Origin of the sequence: Pseudomonas sp. GZD-222 (genome assembly GCF_049310525.1) — a bacterium.
In the GTDB taxonomy this organism is placed as follows: domain Bacteria; phylum Pseudomonadota; class Gammaproteobacteria; order Pseudomonadales; family Pseudomonadaceae; genus Aquipseudomonas.
The window spans coordinates 35,311-52,086 of the sequence record NZ_JBMOWO010000118.1; the positions used below are offsets into that span (position 1 = coordinate 35,311).

At 50.5% G+C, this 16,776-nt stretch carries 11 protein-coding genes and 1 pseudogene; 2 read left to right on the plus strand and 10 right to left on the minus strand.

What is annotated here, in order from left to right:
- Positions 1-164: 164 nt before the first annotated feature.
- From ACO6VD_RS22785 to ACO6VD_RS22810, 6 genes are all read right to left on the minus strand, one after another.
- On the minus strand, positions 165-3,617 hold the full coding sequence (locus ACO6VD_RS22785) for a PAS domain S-box protein (protein ID WP_422422261.1): 3,453 nt from the start codon (positions 3,615-3,617) through the stop codon (positions 165-167).
- Positions 3,618-4,199: 582 nt separating this feature from the next.
- On the minus strand, positions 4,200-4,826 hold the full coding sequence (locus ACO6VD_RS22790; protein ID WP_422422262.1) for a response regulator: 627 nt from the start codon (positions 4,824-4,826) through the stop codon (positions 4,200-4,202).
- A gap of 16 nt (positions 4,827-4,842) precedes the next feature.
- Positions 4,843-5,580 (minus strand): Hpt domain-containing response regulator, encoded by a 738-nt coding sequence (locus tag ACO6VD_RS22795; RefSeq protein WP_422422263.1) that lies wholly within the window; start codon positions 5,578-5,580, stop codon positions 4,843-4,845.
- 2,110 nt (positions 5,581-7,690) lie between these two features.
- Positions 7,691-8,719: a glycerophosphodiester phosphodiesterase family protein gene (locus ACO6VD_RS22800; protein WP_422422264.1), complete on the minus strand. Its 1,029-nt coding sequence runs from the start codon at positions 8,717-8,719 to the stop codon at positions 7,691-7,693.
- A gap of 8 nt (positions 8,720-8,727) precedes the next feature.
- Positions 8,728-9,903, minus strand: coding sequence for an EAL domain-containing response regulator (locus tag ACO6VD_RS22805; RefSeq protein WP_422422265.1), 1,176 nt, complete (start codon positions 9,901-9,903; stop codon positions 8,728-8,730).
- Positions 9,882-10,457: a response regulator gene (locus tag ACO6VD_RS22810; RefSeq protein WP_422422266.1), complete on the minus strand. Its 576-nt coding sequence runs from the start codon at positions 10,455-10,457 to the stop codon at positions 9,882-9,884. Before ACO6VD_RS22810 ends, ACO6VD_RS22805 begins: the two co-directional genes overlap by 22 nt.
- Before the next feature lie 1,023 nt (positions 10,458-11,480).
- Between ACO6VD_RS22810 and ACO6VD_RS22815 the strand changes: the two genes are divergently transcribed.
- A complete protein-coding gene (locus ACO6VD_RS22815) occupies positions 11,481-12,107 on the plus strand; it encodes a DUF1120 domain-containing protein (protein ID WP_422422267.1) in 627 nt (208 codons plus the stop codon).
- 737 nt (positions 12,108-12,844) lie between these two features.
- Positions 12,845-12,970, plus strand: coding sequence for a hypothetical protein (locus ACO6VD_RS22820; protein ID WP_422422268.1), 126 nt, complete (start codon positions 12,845-12,847; stop codon positions 12,968-12,970).
- A 98-nt stretch (positions 12,971-13,068) separates the two neighbouring features.
- Here the strand turns inward: ACO6VD_RS22820 and ACO6VD_RS22825 are convergent.
- The 4 genes and pseudogenes from ACO6VD_RS22825 to ACO6VD_RS22840 all read right to left on the minus strand — a co-directional run.
- A pseudogene (locus ACO6VD_RS22825) lies at positions 13,069-13,507 on the minus strand (IS30 family transposase); the annotation flags it as partial.
- 36 nt (positions 13,508-13,543) lie between these two features.
- Positions 13,544-13,687 carry a hypothetical protein gene (locus tag ACO6VD_RS22830; RefSeq protein ID WP_422422269.1) on the minus strand — a complete coding sequence of 48 codons (144 nt, stop codon included), beginning with the start codon at positions 13,685-13,687 and terminating at the stop codon, positions 13,544-13,546.
- 106 nt (positions 13,688-13,793) lie between these two features.
- On the minus strand, positions 13,794-14,339 hold the full coding sequence (locus ACO6VD_RS22835) for a hypothetical protein (RefSeq protein WP_422422270.1): 546 nt from the start codon (positions 14,337-14,339) through the stop codon (positions 13,794-13,796).
- Positions 14,336-16,768 (minus strand): fimbria/pilus outer membrane usher protein, encoded by a 2,433-nt coding sequence (locus ACO6VD_RS22840; RefSeq protein WP_422422303.1) that lies wholly within the window; start codon positions 16,766-16,768, stop codon positions 14,336-14,338. Before ACO6VD_RS22840 ends, ACO6VD_RS22835 begins: the two co-directional genes overlap by 4 nt.
- Between the last annotated feature and the right edge of the window lie 8 nt (positions 16,769-16,776).

Sequence of the window (16,776 nt, forward strand, 5' to 3'; positions counted from 1 at the left end):
AGAACACCACCAATAGCGAAAGGACAGTACAATGGTAGTGTACCTGCTAGGGAAGCCCGCATTCTGCAACTGGCGACTACTTAACCCCCATTGCTTGGCAGAGAATATCTATGTTTGCGCCGGTTGTCTTGCTCAACATCCTCACACCTCACCAAGTCTACTTATTAGTCCAAAATAAACTTTAACTGACAGATCAAACTATTGATGCGCTGAAGCAGTGTGTGGGCGTTCGCCAAAGCCTCACTTTCTTTCACTCCTTGCTGGAGTGATTTTTCAACCAGAGCTGCCGCCTCCTCAATCCCACCCGCCCCGATTGTTGCGGCACTTCCTTTACAGTTATGTGCCAACTCAAAAACGCCGGTAAGATTACGATCCTCCAACGCCTGACTGAGTTGCTCTGCTATTTTAGACTGACTTTCCGAAAAAAGTTTTAGCAATGTAATGTATAGTGCACGTTGCCCCATCGCTCGCCGCACCCCAACATCTACATTAAGACCGTCAAGTGATTCCAGGCTCGAAATATTAATTTCCGACAATTCGTACTTGGACTTTTTTAACCATTTTTCCAAATATGCGTAGAGCTTATCAGGTGTGAACGGTTTACTGATGAAATCATTCATGCCAGACGACAGGCACGCCTCCCTATCATCTTGCCTAGCATTGGCAGTCATCGCAATGATTGGAATATTTCTGATTCCTGAGTCGTTACGAATCTTTCTAGTTGCCGTCAATCCGTCCATCACAGGCATATGCATATCCATAAGAACCAAATCAAAGCTACCTGCTTTGAGCGTGTCTAACGCGTCTTGCCCATTATTCGCAACATCTACATGGCAACCTACGGAGCGTAGAATGGCCACCGCGACTTCTTGATTCATCTCATTGTCCTCAACGAGAAGAACTCTGTCTTGGTCGAAATTGGGAATTCTATTCAGAACCGGGCGCGGATGGTCCAAAGGGTGTGTTTGTGCTATGGGTAACCGGATCGTAAACCAGAAGGTACTCCCTTTACCTGCCGCGCAGATTACCCCAACCTCTCCGCCCATTAATATAGTCAATTGTTTTGCAATAGCCAATCCGAGCCCTGTTCCGCCATAGTTCCTCGTGGTTGAAGCGTCCGCCTGCTCAAAGCCTTCAAACACTCGAAGCGCTTGACTCTCACTTAATCCTATTCCTGTGTCGGTCACCTCAAAACGAATGAGGAAGCCGTCTACCGGCTGCTCAACAAGATCCACCTTAACGCTAATACATCCGCTATCAGTAAACTTCTGGGCATTGCTTAAATAGTTGAGCAGTACCTGTTTTATACGGAGTGAGTCTCCATAAAGAAAATCAGGTATGCTTTCGGAGATAGTGATCGCCAAAGAGATACCTTTCTGTTGAATGGCAAGCCTCTGCAAATCGGCAACCTCTTCTACAAGCTGCCTCAGATTGAAGCTATGACAATCGAGAATCAGCTTTCCGGATTCGATTTTTGAAAAGTCCAGAATATCATTGAGTATGTCCAACAAGTGATGACTGCATTTTTTAATTTTACGCAGGTAATCCTTTTGTTGATCACTGGCCTGTGTGTCCAGTAATAGATGCGTATAGCCAATAATTGCGTTCATGGGAGTTCGAATTTCGTGGCATGTATTGGCAACGAACGTGGCCTTCACTCGCATATCTTCCTCAGTCAGCTCACGGGTAGCCTTTATTTCCATAGCCGCAGTGCGTTGCAATGTAATATCCTGAATTACCCAAATTGTTCCGTAGTTAAAACTGTCGGGTTGAACCGAGCAAATCGAGAGAGAGGCCCAGAACTGACTGCCATCCTTTCGGAAGAGTTGAATATCTTTGCAAAACACCTCTCCTTGCGACAATAGTGCTCGGATAGTCTTTTCATGCTGGTTCCAGACGTCTTGCCCTAACCAATCGATAGGGGATTGATTTAGCAAATCCTGCTCGTTGCAGCCGAGGAGTCGCTCCAAGAACTGATTAGCCTGGATAACACAGTCTTCTCGAATGAAGGCCAAGCCATAGGGTGAGGCGTCAAATATGGCCTTTTGTTGGTCATGGGTAAAAGCTAGGTTCTGCTCATAAAGCTTGCGCTGGGTCATGTCGCGAATCGAGACGCACAGAAAATGCGCCTCCTCCAAGCGAGATGGTAGCAATGTAAAGCTTATTTCCACGGGAAACTCGCTGCCATTAGACTTTCGCGCCATGCCCTCCATATGCTTTGCCGTAGTGCCGTAAAAGTATTCCGTATCAAGGGCGAATACTTTAGTATTTAAGTGTTTCGGTATTAAATCTTTGAACTCGCAACCTATTAACCCTCCGTGTTGATAGCCAAACATCTGTTCGCATCCCGAGTTAGCAAGAATGACCTGCCCGTGCTGTCCGAAAACAATAATTCCATCCGGTGCCAGCTCAACGATGCTGCGGAACCAGCTCTCTCTTTCCTTAAGAGCTTGATGACGGGCCTTCAACTCAATTGATTGCCTGGTCAGTTTTTCCGCCTGTGCCTGGCTATGACGAAGAAGATTCGATGTACTGGAGCGTTGAGCCACGAGTTGCCAGAGGGGCTCTATCGCGCCGGGAAGAGCATCGAGAAGCTGCAACTGCGAAAGACTGAGAGGATGATCAATTGATATGGATAGAAACTTATTAATCCACCGCCCATGCTCAAGGGGATAGTGATAATTCAACAGCCCTTGATGCTTGATAGAGCCCTCATCCCTCAACTCAACAACTACAACATCAAGCCACTTATCAAGTAACTCTCGCAGTCTTTTTATGAACTGACGCTCGGTCGCACAACCCTGTAAGGCAATAGTTATTTCCGATTCTTTATTTTTAATACTGTGAGCACTATTAAGTTCTGAATTTGTTTGACGAAACCCCTCTAGGGCGATCGCTAGATCTCTAACCTCCCCCCCTCCTAGGCAAGTTATAGGCTCACCTCCATTGCCACCAGCCTGAAGACGTTTAGTTTGGTTTATTAGCTGCTGTATAGGAGAAAGCAGATAGCGTCCGAAATAAAATATAGCGACACTCACCGCATACAGAATGGATATACCGAGCATAAATGCTGCTACAAACTGCATTGTTTTTGCTTTTGATTCCATCTTTGTGAGTTTTTGATTTTTTTTGAGATATTTTAAGTATCTAAATGCACCTAGCGTATTCAAATAATCGAATTCACCCTTAGTATATGTGGCGCCATTGAGTCGTTCGCTTCTACCCCGCTCATCAGTTTCGCGAATTGCAAGAAGCTCTTCAGCTGATTGTTGCAATTGCAATTTTTCTAGCGCAATCAAGAGTTTTGCCTCCTCGCCCTGGAGGTCGCTTTCTTGGATGCGCAAAGCTTGCTTTTCTACTTCACTGCTACGCTGCAATTCAAAATATTTTTCACGCGCCTGAGAGCTACCACTGCTTGCATACATGCGAGCAAAATACGCACGCTCTCGGATCGCAGTACGCAAGCGTTCCGCAGCCTGACATGAGTTGTTGAGTTGACGAGATACAACCAAGCTGGTTCGATATAGTTGGTCAGCCCACCAGATGCTACTAATACACAGCGCGCCCACCATCAACATACAAACAGCAACCATTGAACTAAGCCTTTTCAGACTCATCGGGCCAACTCCATTTGATGTAGCTTTCGAAGATGCCAACTTTTACATACATTGCTGGAGTGCGATAAGCAGAAGCCATGAAAATCGCTATACCCCAAGCAGCTATCACCGATAACAGTAGGCAAATCTATTGGAATATAGTTTAAATCTCTGTAAACCAATGCAGATAGATTAATGAAAATGGCAGCGAATGGCTCCATTTGCTAAATGTTCGATTACATCGTGATACTTTATAGCTCCAAATGTCGATACCACAGTGACATGCAGTAGCTATGACTTCAGCATAGTACTATTTCCAAGGCCTGAAGAGCGACTAAAAATGCGGACTGATTCACAACCTGTAAAGCTATCTTTCAGTGCTACCCTATGAATTTGCACATTCTGTGAGTTAAAACGTGCCCCGCGAAGTCCGAATCGCAGTGAGTGCGTCAAGAAAGTATTAAAATCAGTCTCTCCGCCGCGAAAGCATTAATCAGGACGGGGTGGGCAAACCATCAAGTCGCTAATGAGTCGCATTGGCAAGCCCTAAAAACCGAGCAACTTTGTTTGCGATGAAAATGTTGAATACGATTATTAATAAATCTACTTAATGTTGTTCCTGGTTGCAAGGTCTATCAGTTCAAAGATATTATTTACCTCTAGCTTGTTCATTACCCTGGACTTATAAGCACTAACTGTTTTGTCGCTTAAGTTGACTTGCCTTGCAATATCCACCAAACGTTCCCCACGTATCAGCAGCCTGAGTATTCCAACTTCCCTGGCGGACAGGCGTGCTAGCATGCTGGCCTCATCATGCTCTTGAGAGGTTTTCGCTACCGAGGAGGACATTGTGGTTGGAAAGACCTTATAGCCAGATAAAACCATCTTCGCGACAATCGTAAGCTCAGAGAGGTCGTCCTGCTTACTCACAAACGCAGACGCACCGGCGCGCGCGCATCTATTGGCATATTGATTGGGATGTAAGCTTGTGAACACAATCACCTTGCATCTTGACTTACTTGCTTTCAGCCGTTGTAACACCCCAAATCCGTCTATCTGTGGCATATCTATATCCAATACAAGGAGCTCTGCCATACCGGCCTTTAATGTATCAAGCGCCTCAATCCCTCCCGAATACTCACCAACGACCTCATGCCCGTTCTTTTCCAATAACATTTTCACTGCCATACGTACCACGGCATGATCATCGACAACAATAACTTTTGCCATGCTAGCCTCTAATGGATCACTGAAATAGTTCTATCTGTTCTTCGTAAAGATAATGGTCTATACGTAGAATAGTTTTGGATATCTGCCTTACCAGTTCCTCTCGACGATACGAGTCATTCTGCATTCCAAAATTTCGCAATGCCGCTTCTTCATATTCTTTTGCCGATGTCTCCAACGTCTTCGCGCCCACTACCCGAGCAGCGCCCTGAACTCGATGGGCCAGCCTAAGCAGTAGACCCGGGTCAATCTCTTTAAGTGTCTCAATATCCTCTTCAAGACTGGCTTTTAGCGTATTAAGGATGATTCGTACTTGTTCAGCGTCCTTAGTATAAACACTGATCGCACCAAAATCGACCATGGGGTCACTAGCCGGGAGGGAATGAATTTCAAGTCCATTGATCTGGGTAAAATCTATTGGCTTAATAAGTAAACTATCCATCCCATCCGCGATGCATCTATCTTTCAAATCCTTTTCCTCATTGGCAGTTATGCCAATTATCGTACACTTCTTACCCTTCACGTTGGCCTCAAGCTTCCTGATAAATCGTGCCAATTCGTTCCCACTCATACCTGGCATATTTAGATCGGTGATCACCAAGTCAACAGGGGCCGTGTTAATAAGTTGAAGTGCTTGCACTCCACTTCCAGCACAACTCACCTCACAGCTTGCAGACACAAAGTACTGTTCCAAAAGAGATCTATGGACGGGATCGTCGTCAACCAGCAAAACGTACTTTTTACGCACCGCATTCACAACTCATGCTCCTTTGCAAAGAAATCCATAGCAGGACATTTAACATAGGTTTGACACAACGTCCAGTCAGGCCTTAGTAAAACAATAGGTTGCCAACCGATTCCGGATTTTGGTTCTAGCCAACTGCAGTACACTACTGTATTGACTCCGTACTCTTGAATGAAATGCGCACTATCTTCGACGGCACTACACTTCAAATTCTGCAGTAACCGTCAAGCGGCATTTTTACATTTGGCCACGGCATAACGGCCTAAAACCCCCCCTCGCTTGCAGCTATTGCAGATGCTCTATCCACTTGTTAGCGCAGCATGATAGATAAGATGCAGCTTTTACTTGGCAACTGCAGTCGCAGCCTTTACGGCAAGCATTAATGATGAGGCGAAATCCACTTAACCCAATTAGTTCGTATTCATTGACTTCATCGCAGATCGAAATCGGAAGTGGGTTTCTCGGATCGGTCACCTCTCCGGTGCGCCATCCGCGGCGAACACCTGATCGGTGTGTTGCCACCGTTCTACGCGCGCCGGGTAGCTCATGACCTCGCCCCGTTACCGTTTGCCGTGGTACAAATGTCAGCGATCTCACCTCAAAGCTGTGGACGCCGACTAGGGGCTGACCCACTTCCAAATTGCTGGTGATGTCAGTGTCATCGACGGTCGGCACAGCGACTAACTCCGCGACCTCAATGCTGATTCTCCAACAGTTCTCAACGACCTCAGCAAAGCCATACAGAATTGTGCTCGCCATCCCCTTGCGGGCGAGCCCCCCCCTGAAAGCTTTCCTTACTTCGATGTCGACTATCCTGCTAGAGCTTTAACTGGTTACTATGTCTGATGAGGTCTATAGAATTCATTCCACTCAAAAAAAACGCTACTATTTCAACTTTACTTGTTTTGAAGCCCCCAAGATACCGGCAAACCCTTTTCTCTCTGTAGGGGTTCCCTTACTTTGCCCCCCCCCCAAGCTCATTGCACAACGCCTTTCAAACACTACCGGTGACAGCTGGCTGTTCCGTAACGAAGCTTTGGGTTATAGGTCATTTCGATGTATTCGAACACATTGCTGCAAGCATCCAGCAGCGTGGCGTAGATTGTCTGCCAAATTCGTTCCCGCCTTAGTAGTTTGGAAAGCCCTATGTCACCGCGTGGTCATGGCAGTTTTCTCAGCTGCTCTTACTGACAATCAAGTTGCTCGCCTTCAAAACTGTACCAGTCGGACATACTGAATTGGGCAGCCTTGATTTGAGTGGTTCATTACCTTTGGTTCGCCTTACTCCTCCAAGCGCACCACTGCGCTGCGGCCGTAGAGGGATTGGGTGCTTTGAGACACCGGCTAGCAATGTTCATGGGAAGGGCAAACGCGGTGCCAGAGCTGCGCCTCGGCACGCCGAGCTGGTTACACATCTGGCCGCTTCAATTGCTATGTTTTTGCTGGCGATGTGGGAATCCAGATCACGCCAGTGAATTAGTAGTAGTCCGGTTTAGGAACGAGCTGTGGAGCGTGCGACGCCACAGAGCCGGGCAGTCGTTATGGGGCACAGCTCGTACCGCTTATTGTGAGTCACTCACCAATGCAACAGCTCGTCCTGGTTCCCCACCCAGGCTTCAAGGTGACGCCGAAGCGTGATCAGCGGGAGCTCTTGGTCAGGTTAGTCCGATGGATGGATGGATTGCCTCGCGCCGCGCCCTTACCACGTCTAGTCCGATTAACGTTTCGATCGTATCTCTGCTGAACATGTGTTGCACTTTGCCTACTCGATCGCTAAGTGTATGGCTGGGGTGCCATCAAACAAGCACTCCAGTAACGTCGAGAGGTGCGAAATTGCACTTCACTTGACTAACCGTTTGAATTCGACCTGACCATCAATTGCATCGGATTCGACGCTAATCTATCGGTTGCTCATGCATGACTGCTGGTCAGCTTGTTATTCATCGCATGCACGAGATCGTCGACCTGAAGGTTAAGGCTGAACGGCTTTCCAGGCGATATCTTTTCTTTTAGAAGCTTGATCTGTGTTCAATGTAAGTTCGTTCAAGTAGAAGGGCTCAGATTACCATAGAGCATACTTCAGACTTCAGAGGTTTGTGGCTTACCCCTTTGCCCCCCCTAATTACTGACATAATCCGGCGCAAGCAGAATAATTGCTCCACAGCCGTGCCAGTGCCGGGGAATCCACCAAAACGGCATTGACGCCAGCGTTGATAGCTCTACGGTAATCGGCTTCAGAATTGACACCGATCCACAGTATCGGCACCTTTTGATTGGATGACCTGAAGCAACTGATGGCTTGCGGCGTCCAAAGTGAAGCACTCACAACCTGAGAGCGCCCCTCACCCAGCGTGAAAGCTTCGACCACATCCAATTTTCGCCGCAACTCAAATGCAGTCCACACTCGATCCTGTGGAGGGCTTTCACAACGCTGCTCCAAGGCGACCGTCAACAGCCGTGTACGCGTCACATCCCGCACCTCAAATAGCCTGGCATTTGGGTAAGACTCCCAAGCCGATTGAAAAGACGCCTCTGTCGAGTAAAACAGAACACGGCCCCACTCCTTTTTTCGCTCTATAACGCTTGCCACAGCGTGCACCAACGACTCCGCAGGCAGTGCCTTTAGGTCAAGAATGATTGGTATGTTGGGTGGAATTGCATTCAATGCCTGCTCCAAAGTCGGGACAGCAACATCACGGCTATATTGACGGTACGGATGCTCCCTCCCCTGGTCACTGTTAGACGTGAATGACCAAGCAGCATTGAGCTGCGAGAGTTGCTCGACAGTGAGGGAGGACACGGGACCACGACCCTGCGTGAGAGTCGACAGATCTTGCGGACGATACAGCACCGGCACTTGGTCTGAACTGAGTTGGACAGTCAGCCAGATCCCATCTGCTCGATTTATTAATGCCTGCCTGATGGCCAGCAACGTGTTTTCCGGATAATCGGCGGTGCCGGCACGATGCGCGATGATCCATGGCGTTCGGGCATCCGCCACCAGCGGGAAAATAGCGCTCAGCACAAGACTCAGGATGGTGAGCATTTTTGACATGCTCTGCTCTTTGGGAAAGGCAATGAACCAGCCCAGTGGTCGTGATACCGATGTGATTTTGATGGAGAGCATCGCGATGCGACAACCAATAGCCATAGCGCTTCCTAATTTAACCAACTGAGCAGTTGTTTTCTTTCTAGCGGCCTGGCCAGCAGGAAGCCTTGCCCACGAGTGCAGCCAAAACTTTTTAGTAATTCCAGTTGTTCAACCGTTTCAATACCTTCAGCCACTACATTTAAGTTTAGGGTAGAAGCGAAAGACAGGGTGCTAGTAATTGCTGCGCGGCATTGCGGGCTCTTGGTCATTGCCTGAACAAAGCTGGCATCGATCTTAAGTTCGTTACAGGGCATTTCACAAAGACGCTTCAGGGAAGAGTAGCCGGTACCGAAATCATCTACCGACACTCCGCAGCCCATCAGACGCAGCCGTATCATATTTTCAAGGCTAGTGGCCGGAGAGTGCAGAATGCTGCTCTCGGTAACCTCAATAGTCACGTCCGAACCTGGCAGATGGTGGAATTTAAGCTTCTTAGCCACAGTTAAACAAAATTCAGGATTACTTAGTTGCGCGGCATCCAAGTTAAAGGCAAGAGGTAAAGGGGTTCCATTGGCTCGCAAGTACGCGGCCAAAGGCAGTCCTTGTTCCAATAGGCTCTCAAATAAACGGTCAAGTTCTCCGTACTTTTCCATTGCGGGCAGGAAGTTTTGCGGCCCGAGCAAACCACGCTCGGGATGGCGCCAACGCGCCAATACCTCAGCGCCTATTGGACGTCCGCTGTTCAGATCTAGCTTGGGTTGGTAGTGCGCCTCGAATTGTCCTTGCGCCAAGGCTTGTTGTATTTCCATAGGTGTGGGTTGTGGATGCTGCTGCGTCAACATTTTGTCTGAAGGGTAACGGTTGCTGTCGAACCTAGCTAGCATGGTCTCCAGCTTGGAGGGCCTCAATGGCTTATCCGAATCGCCGAGCAGTTGCAAACCAATTAAATCAACCATCTTTGCCGCCGCGCGGCGTAGGTCCGGGGTAATGTTGCTGCAAATGATTACTGATCTGACCAGACCGCGCTTACTGGCTGCCTGTAGAAAGCCCAACCCGTCCATCCCTGGCATCTGGATATCGCACAGCAGAACGTCTACTGCGCCATGCTCATTAAGTTGCTTTAGGGCCTGTGTGCCTTCGGGGGCCTGTAATATTGGACCTACTGTCAAGGTTTCTAAAAGCTGTACCGCTATCAGTCGCTGAACGGGATGATCCTCGAGTATCAAAGCGCTAAGAGAGTACATGGCGTTCTCCAGTTGAGACACATGGGACGTGCGCGATGTGTAAGAAGGAGATTTTTTGCGTGCAGAGGCACAAGTGGGGTAAACGTCTGGGGATTGTATTGGTGTCCGATGGAGTCTTCTTGCCGAAGTCTGGTCAAGTTTTGCTCTTGAGGAAGAAGGTGTAGAGCTATCAGTTGTTGTAGTTTTTCCCGGTCAACAGGTTTCTCCAGGCATGCCAGTAATCTGGGCGCCTTGATACGGGTCTCGCGCGTGAGGTTGGTGCGTTCAACTTCACTAACGCGACTGACTAGTATCGCAGATCTTATCTTATCGTGGTTGCAGGCCCATTCGATCAGACGCGCTCCGGACATGTCTGCAAGGTGGTGATCACACAGAAGCAAATCGAACGTAGCGGACGAGCTCGTCATTACTCGCTTGGCATCCTCGGCGTCCATTGCCTCGGCTAGAAGGTAGTAACCCAGCCGATTCAGTAGCATTTGTATCGCAAGCAATTGGAAGGGATGGCGTTCCACCACCAAAATACGCAGCGGATTGAGCATAAGGTGAGTTCGCATTTGTTACCTTTGAAAAACGCAAATGTGCGGGACCAACCAGTAAATTCCACTCGCTGCAATGCAAACGGTGCGGCGAGATTAGTTAAGGCTCGCCTAAAGCAGGCTGAATGCACACCGGTGATGCCTGCTTTAGGTGTAGGAATTCCCTTCATTACCATATATCTGGTAGCTACTTATTGTTTGCAGTTTCAGCAGATTGGGCTGCTGCGGGCTCTACGTATGGCATTCGTGAGATTGCCCGTTGCATAGAACAACGCCCATCAACTCCCTGCATATCGCTCACCGGCTGAGTAGATGCTCTTGATAGATTTCGAAATCAATATCAATACGCGACGCACCAACGAATGGCGGCAAATCCGGTCCCGCCGCAAGAGAACACCGAAGGTGTCCCTCAATGTGATTGCGGCGTGCATCGTGGAAGGGATGGAGGGTCTTGCAGATTAATCTAATCGATTCAACAATTCAGTGTTGCGACAATCGGCCCAATTTGAGCAGTACTGCTCCTCGGTCTATTAAGCCCTGCTGCAGGCAGTAGCTCGGGCCGAGCTACTCGCGGCGGGGAAAATATTTGAATGTAAAAGCGGTTGCAGTCGAACAGGTCGCTCCACCTGGTAGCTGGCGTGGCGCGCCAGCTACCGCCAGTGTGGGGCTGGAGCCGAAACCCGGCGCAGCCTCTGGAACCGGCGAGCCTGGCACGGCGGCGAACGTGTGCAGCATCCCCTGTTGTGTATGGCTTGGGCCCGGACTAGAAAGGCCTGGCGTCAACCGCGTCCTTACAGGCAATGATTCGGTGAAGGTGAAAAAGCGATTTTTGTATTGGGAGGAACGTTCGGAAATGAAGGGAATGCCTACGCGGAGAGCAGGCATCACCGGTGTGCACTCAATCTGCTTTAGGCCAACCTTAAACAAGCTCGCCAAATTGCTTGCATTGCAACAATTGGAGTTTGCTGGTTGCTAGTCACTTGGCAACTCGCTGCGTGCGGGCTCTTCTCTAATATTAGAACTGTCTGAGGTGGATACACTATGAAATTCTCGCGCGTAACTCTTGTTGGTTGTCTGGCTTTTAGTGCTGCTGCCCAGGCCGCTGAGAGTATTGAACTGACCATTACTGGTGTAATTGTACCGGCTGCCTGCAATCCAACGCTCAGTAAAGCTAGCCTCGACTTTGGCACCATTCCCGCCTCCGACCTGACGCTTTCCAAAAACCCCCTGGACCCCAAGCCGGTGACGCTCACCCTGACCTGCGATGCGTCTGCCTCAGTGGCGATTAAAACCGCCGACAATCGTGCGGGTAATACTGTCACCGGTACAACTGCGGTCTACGGCTTCGAGCTTGCAACAGGCAACAAAAAAATCGGTGAATACAGCATTAAAGCGGTATCGGGCAATGGCGATGGCACGGATAGGGATGTAATCGTCAGCTCCGCTACGACAGGCCCATGGGTAAGCGTAACCGCTGGTAATGATTCCCTTGACACTAGCAAATTCTATGCCCTTGCCCCGGCAACCGGTCTCGATGCGCCGGGTTCCTACACCACCCAGACATTCAACTTCAATGTGACCCCCACCATCGAGCAGGCCAGCACACTGCCTCTCACTTCCTCAATTAAACTGGATGGCAGTGTGACATTCGAGGTTGTCTACCTCTAAGGCGGGACTGAGCTTTACCCTTTCGAACGAAAGGTCCGATCCAGAATGGATGTTACGTTTAGGCTAATTGGGCTGCTGCTGAGCAGTGTTGTGTTGGGTTACCATTGCGAAGGTCCTAGCCGGGGATAATGACCGGGACGGTCGGGCCGGCTGCCTCCGCCCTTCACTCAGCAGCCCAATTATTGACTTCGGCACTCTTCGCGCCGCAGGCGTGCTGGTGGCCGGGGCGCGAAACTATTCTTCCTAGTAGGGCGCTGACGCTAACGCTGGCCTGCGAGGCAGCGACTCGCGTGGTGTTTAAACCCATCGAAAACCAAAACAATACGAGCCCATTCACCGGATCGAACACTAATCTGTCTCGGCTCTGCGACAGACGGATCGAAGATTGGTTACCACTTGCCGGTCGGCTTCTCGCATTAGTCTAGCTCCCACAGCATTCAACTCGGCCTTGATGGCGCGATGGCCATAGATGCATTTACCTCATGGGGGAAGGCGCGGAGTACCTTGCTCAAGCGCCGATTTGCCATCGCTCTCGCCGCAGGGGCCGCCACCATGCATCGAAATCGATAAGCGCCCAGCGTAACGGTGCTACGGGGTAACTACCTGCCTGCACCTCAATGGCGCGAAATCTCATTTCGTAGACTGCAAGAAGATAACGAGCGTCATTTTTTAACCACCGCGCTCTTTGGTCACGGGGCAAGTTGCTAGCGTAACCGACGCAACTTCGAGCTCTCCTCGTGCTGCTGCCATTGCCCGAAGGCAGCGCCATCCTATTGATCATTCTGGCGCTTCCATTGGTCCAGCAGGTGTTCAGCGATGCCCAGCGTCTCGGCTATATAACGGCGCGGCGTATCAATAAGTAACAGGTTTACCGCCTCGTGTTTCAGTCCCCCATACCGCACACGCGCGCCCGTACCTGTAAGTATGCGGTTCATTTACAATCGGCTGTCGTAACACTGAATTACTGAGTCGATTGTAGATACTTCAACGCTTCGGCAAGGGTTTTACAGTGGAGAATTTTTGGCGGTCTTGTTTTCAGCGCATGGGCTACGACTTGGATCTCGTGATCACGCCAACAAGACAGGTCAGTACCTTTCGGAAAGTACAGCTGCAAAAGACCGTTCGTAGTCTCGTTCGTGCCGCGCGGCCATTGAGAATTTCCTTGCCACGACCCCAAGCTGAAGATCGCCACAATTCGATTGGGAGGCCAGTCACTGTCCTGTTCAATGCATTGGCCAAAGTGACAGCTTGTAACCAGCGAGTGCCAGGCCGTTGTTCGTCCGAGAAGTGAGCCCAGGTACTTCCGCGTTATCGCGAACAAATGGACGAGCGTTTCTGAATCAAGTTGTGCGTTCGACCCATGTTCCGATCGAGGATCGGCGCAGACCGATGATCACGTCCAGGCGGGCGCTGTTGCAGACGCCAGCCAAACGGGATTAGCCGTTGAGGTAAAGCGTGCAAGCCAGGCGTGCGTAGAGCATGCCGCTCTCGGCAAAGCCGTCACCGCAGGCAAAGGCATCTCCAAACACGCGGTAGGGCTCATTGGCGTAGAGCACCTTGCGCCAAAGGGGGGAGTCCAACCGCGCTATCCAGGTGGGCGCCCGGATCGGTCTAGATGGTACGCCTGGGCGTTGAATATGCGAGTTGACTTACGACCATCCTCGGAGAGTGGTCGTGGCCAGCAGGTCACCATGCAAAGGGCTGAAAGTAGCCCCTGGTTTCAAGGACAGTTGGAGCACGTACGCGAGTCGCGTTGGGAGAGATTCGAGTTTCGATCGACACATTCAGTGAGAAGGATGTTGCGACGACCGGCTGTCCGTCCTGCAGAAATAGCAGCTGCTGCTCGGGCTTAAGCAACAGCTCTTGACTAGCCTGAGTCTGCGCTCCTTTTTGTGCCAACAGCACCTCCTGCCCGTCGGCCTGAGCGTTGTGCAAGGTCAACAAGACCCTTCCGTCCCCGAACCGATAGCTGTCTGCGCCCGCTGCTGGGGCGATATATGCGAGCGACAAATGAGTCGGCGCCGCGCACTGGATTACCAAACGTGTGCGTCGACTTCCCAAAGTAAGCTCACTGCCAACTGGCTGATCTAGCATTTGGCCGCGATTCTGCGATCCAAAATTAATTTCGCCTGGTAGCATGCGCGACTCACACGCAATCTCTGCGCGCAACGTTGAGGCCATCAACGCAACGGCAATACCTGCCATAAAAACTAGGCGATTATGTACACTCATGGTGACGGTACTCCAGTGCGAGGCTCACTGCGTTTTTCTGGTATTGCACAAGTTGCAGTCGCTTGTTCGTAGAAGGCTTCAACATCTGCGGCTTCAGGTAGTGTGAAGTCGAGCGCGCATTGCTGCTCATCAGACAATACTACGGTGTAGCGCCCGAGCGAGACGCCATTCTGACTAAGGAAGATTGCTCCGTCAGCAAGGACCGACGTGGCATATTGCCCATTTTGATCGAGCACCGTCAGCCCTTTACTTAGCGGTGAGCCGTCTAGCGCCCTCGCGATGAGTAAGACTCGGCGAACGGTCACTACTTCGAAGCCTATATGTTGAACGGATGCTCGCGCCGCCTCAACCTGCTGAAAGCCGTTAGCAATATCAACATTACGTGGCAGTGTTGAGGTATCGACCTCCAGGCGACTAACGCGATAAGCCGGTAGATCAGGAACTACCGCTTGACCTAGCGCATCAGTCCATACGGGGCCTTGCGGCGTATCCAATTTGACTCCCGCCACATCACCAACAGTCACGATGCCGAACGTATCCTCGATGGGGTATGGCGAGAAAGTGATGCCGCTCGAATGCACGGCCACCCCACCACTAAGTGTTGCGTCGTAGCTTGAGCCATCTCCAGAGTCCCGCTGCGAATAGCCAAAACCTACTTGGGTATACCTGGGTAGAAGATTCAATCGTCCACCGACATCATACTTCTGCTCCTCATCGCGCTCTGCAGTAACACTGTAATATGCGGTATCACTCAGCGTATCGCTGTATTGCCCACCAGCACGCGTCCCGCTTCGGTCGTCGTTACGCGCGTAAGTGCGCAAGCGTGCACTCTGCCCTATCGGAATACTTACAGATAGATATATTGCGTTGCCAATGGCGTCATCACCGGTGCTCTCGGTTTCGTGTTCCATCGACAAAGAAACGCTGGTGCGCTCGAACATGCGCGACCACGCCACACCAGCCCGAGAATTCGGATCACCGCCATAAGAAGTTGAACGCGTGTAGAAAGCACTAAATACTCCCAAGTTTCCGTGGGCATAATTTAACGACGCGGTGTAACTACCTTTATCGCGAAAAGCATCCTCATCCGAGTCTTCGTTGATGAACGTGGTATCAGACAGTGTGCGGAAATTCTCTGTCCGCTCCGTCGCGGTCAGGTTCACCGACAGCATTTCTGAAAGCCTGCTATTCAGCCGCACTTCCATTTGCATACCACTTACGCCTTCATCTTGAGCATCACTGACGATTTGCTGGAGCGCGACAGTTGTGTCTTGGGTGAGGACGTGGTCAAACGCCCACCCGGCGGAGAAGTACTCTTCTCCAGCAATGCCACCCACCGTCAAGCGGCTAACAGGATTTGCCCATGGGTCAAAGGTAACTGCTGCGAAGGACGGCGTTTTGCTCTCGCTGTCGCCAAGCTCGCGCACCTTCCCCACGGAGACAGAATAACCGGCAGATGCATCAAGGCTTGCGCCTTTCAGCGTCGCAGCTGGCACGGTGAAGCGACGCTCATCGCCGGTGTCCTCATGAACCTGCACATCCAAATCGAGGTTGCTGCTTAACAGCGGCAAGTCAGTCAGGGTAAACGGACCGGGAGGCACTAGCGTTGAGTAGATCAGCGCGCCATTCTGCCGAACCTCTACGCGGGCCGATGAGTGAGCAATTCCTTCAACTCTGGCTCCGCTTCCATTTTGAATGCCCAAAGACCGTTCCGGCTGCATTTGAACACCAGTAAAGGCCGTACCGGCGAAAAGCGGGGAGCCCATATTCAGCTCGCCCATCTGAAGCTCGGCGTTATACCGCTCTAGCGTCGTAGCGGCATAGGCATAGAGGTGCTCCTGGTTAGTTTGACCGTCAATATCGGTATAGACTTGACGACTGCGCAACGCCCATCCTTCGACATTTAACCCCAGCTCAGTGCCGAGGCTGCGATAGTCCGAAGAAGTCTCGTTAAATTCTTGCTTATTGACCAGCACGTCATAATTGAATAAGCCAGCCGCTCCCCCACCCACAGCGTGTCGCGTTTCCGACTCATCCGGCTTAACTGACTCAAGCGGAACAATTAGACTGGCCTGAGCTTTGTCTGGACGCAACTGCACCTCGCCCCGGGGGAACAATTGACCAAACGGCGGGCACACTTCATCTGTATTTTGCGTAGACTGCTCAGTGATTAGTCCACCGTGCCTTAGTAAATCGGAAGTTACGCATAGCTGTCCCTTAGCATCGAATTTTGCCTTAATTTGTCCCTTAGACCTACCGTTGATCAGCAATTCAACAATATGCCCCCCCTCGGCAAATCGAGGAGCATCGCGAAAGTACTCAGCGACTTTGGGATCAATATTACGATGCCTTAGTGTTTCAATATCAAATTCAGCTTGCCTGTCGAGACTGTCCGCAACAACCAATGGACTACAAAAAATGCTCGGCATCGCCAAGA

Coding starts and splice junctions, on each gene's coding strand:
- ACO6VD_RS22785 (WP_422422261.1), bottom strand. CDS start 3,617: ATGAGTCTGAAAAGGCTTAGTTCAATGGTTGCTGTTTGTATGTTGATG.
- ACO6VD_RS22790 (WP_422422262.1), bottom strand. CDS start 4,826: ATGGCAAAAGTTATTGTTGTCGATGATCATGCCGTGGTACGTATGGCA.
- ACO6VD_RS22800 (WP_422422264.1), bottom strand. CDS start 8,719: ATGGCTATTGGTTGTCGCATCGCGATGCTCTCCATCAAAATCACATCG.
- ACO6VD_RS22805 (WP_422422265.1), bottom strand. CDS start 9,903: ATGTACTCTCTTAGCGCTTTGATACTCGAGGATCATCCCGTTCAGCGA.
- ACO6VD_RS22810 (WP_422422266.1), bottom strand. CDS start 10,457: ATGCGAACTCACCTTATGCTCAATCCGCTGCGTATTTTGGTGGTGGAA.
- ACO6VD_RS22815 (WP_422422267.1), top strand. CDS start 11,481: ATGAAATTCTCGCGCGTAACTCTTGTTGGTTGTCTGGCTTTTAGTGCT.
- ACO6VD_RS22835 (WP_422422270.1), bottom strand. CDS start 14,339: ATGAGTGTACATAATCGCCTAGTTTTTATGGCAGGTATTGCCGTTGCG.
- ACO6VD_RS22840 (WP_422422303.1), bottom strand. CDS start 16,768: ATGCCGAGCATTTTTTGTAGTCCATTGGTTGTTGCGGACAGTCTCGAC.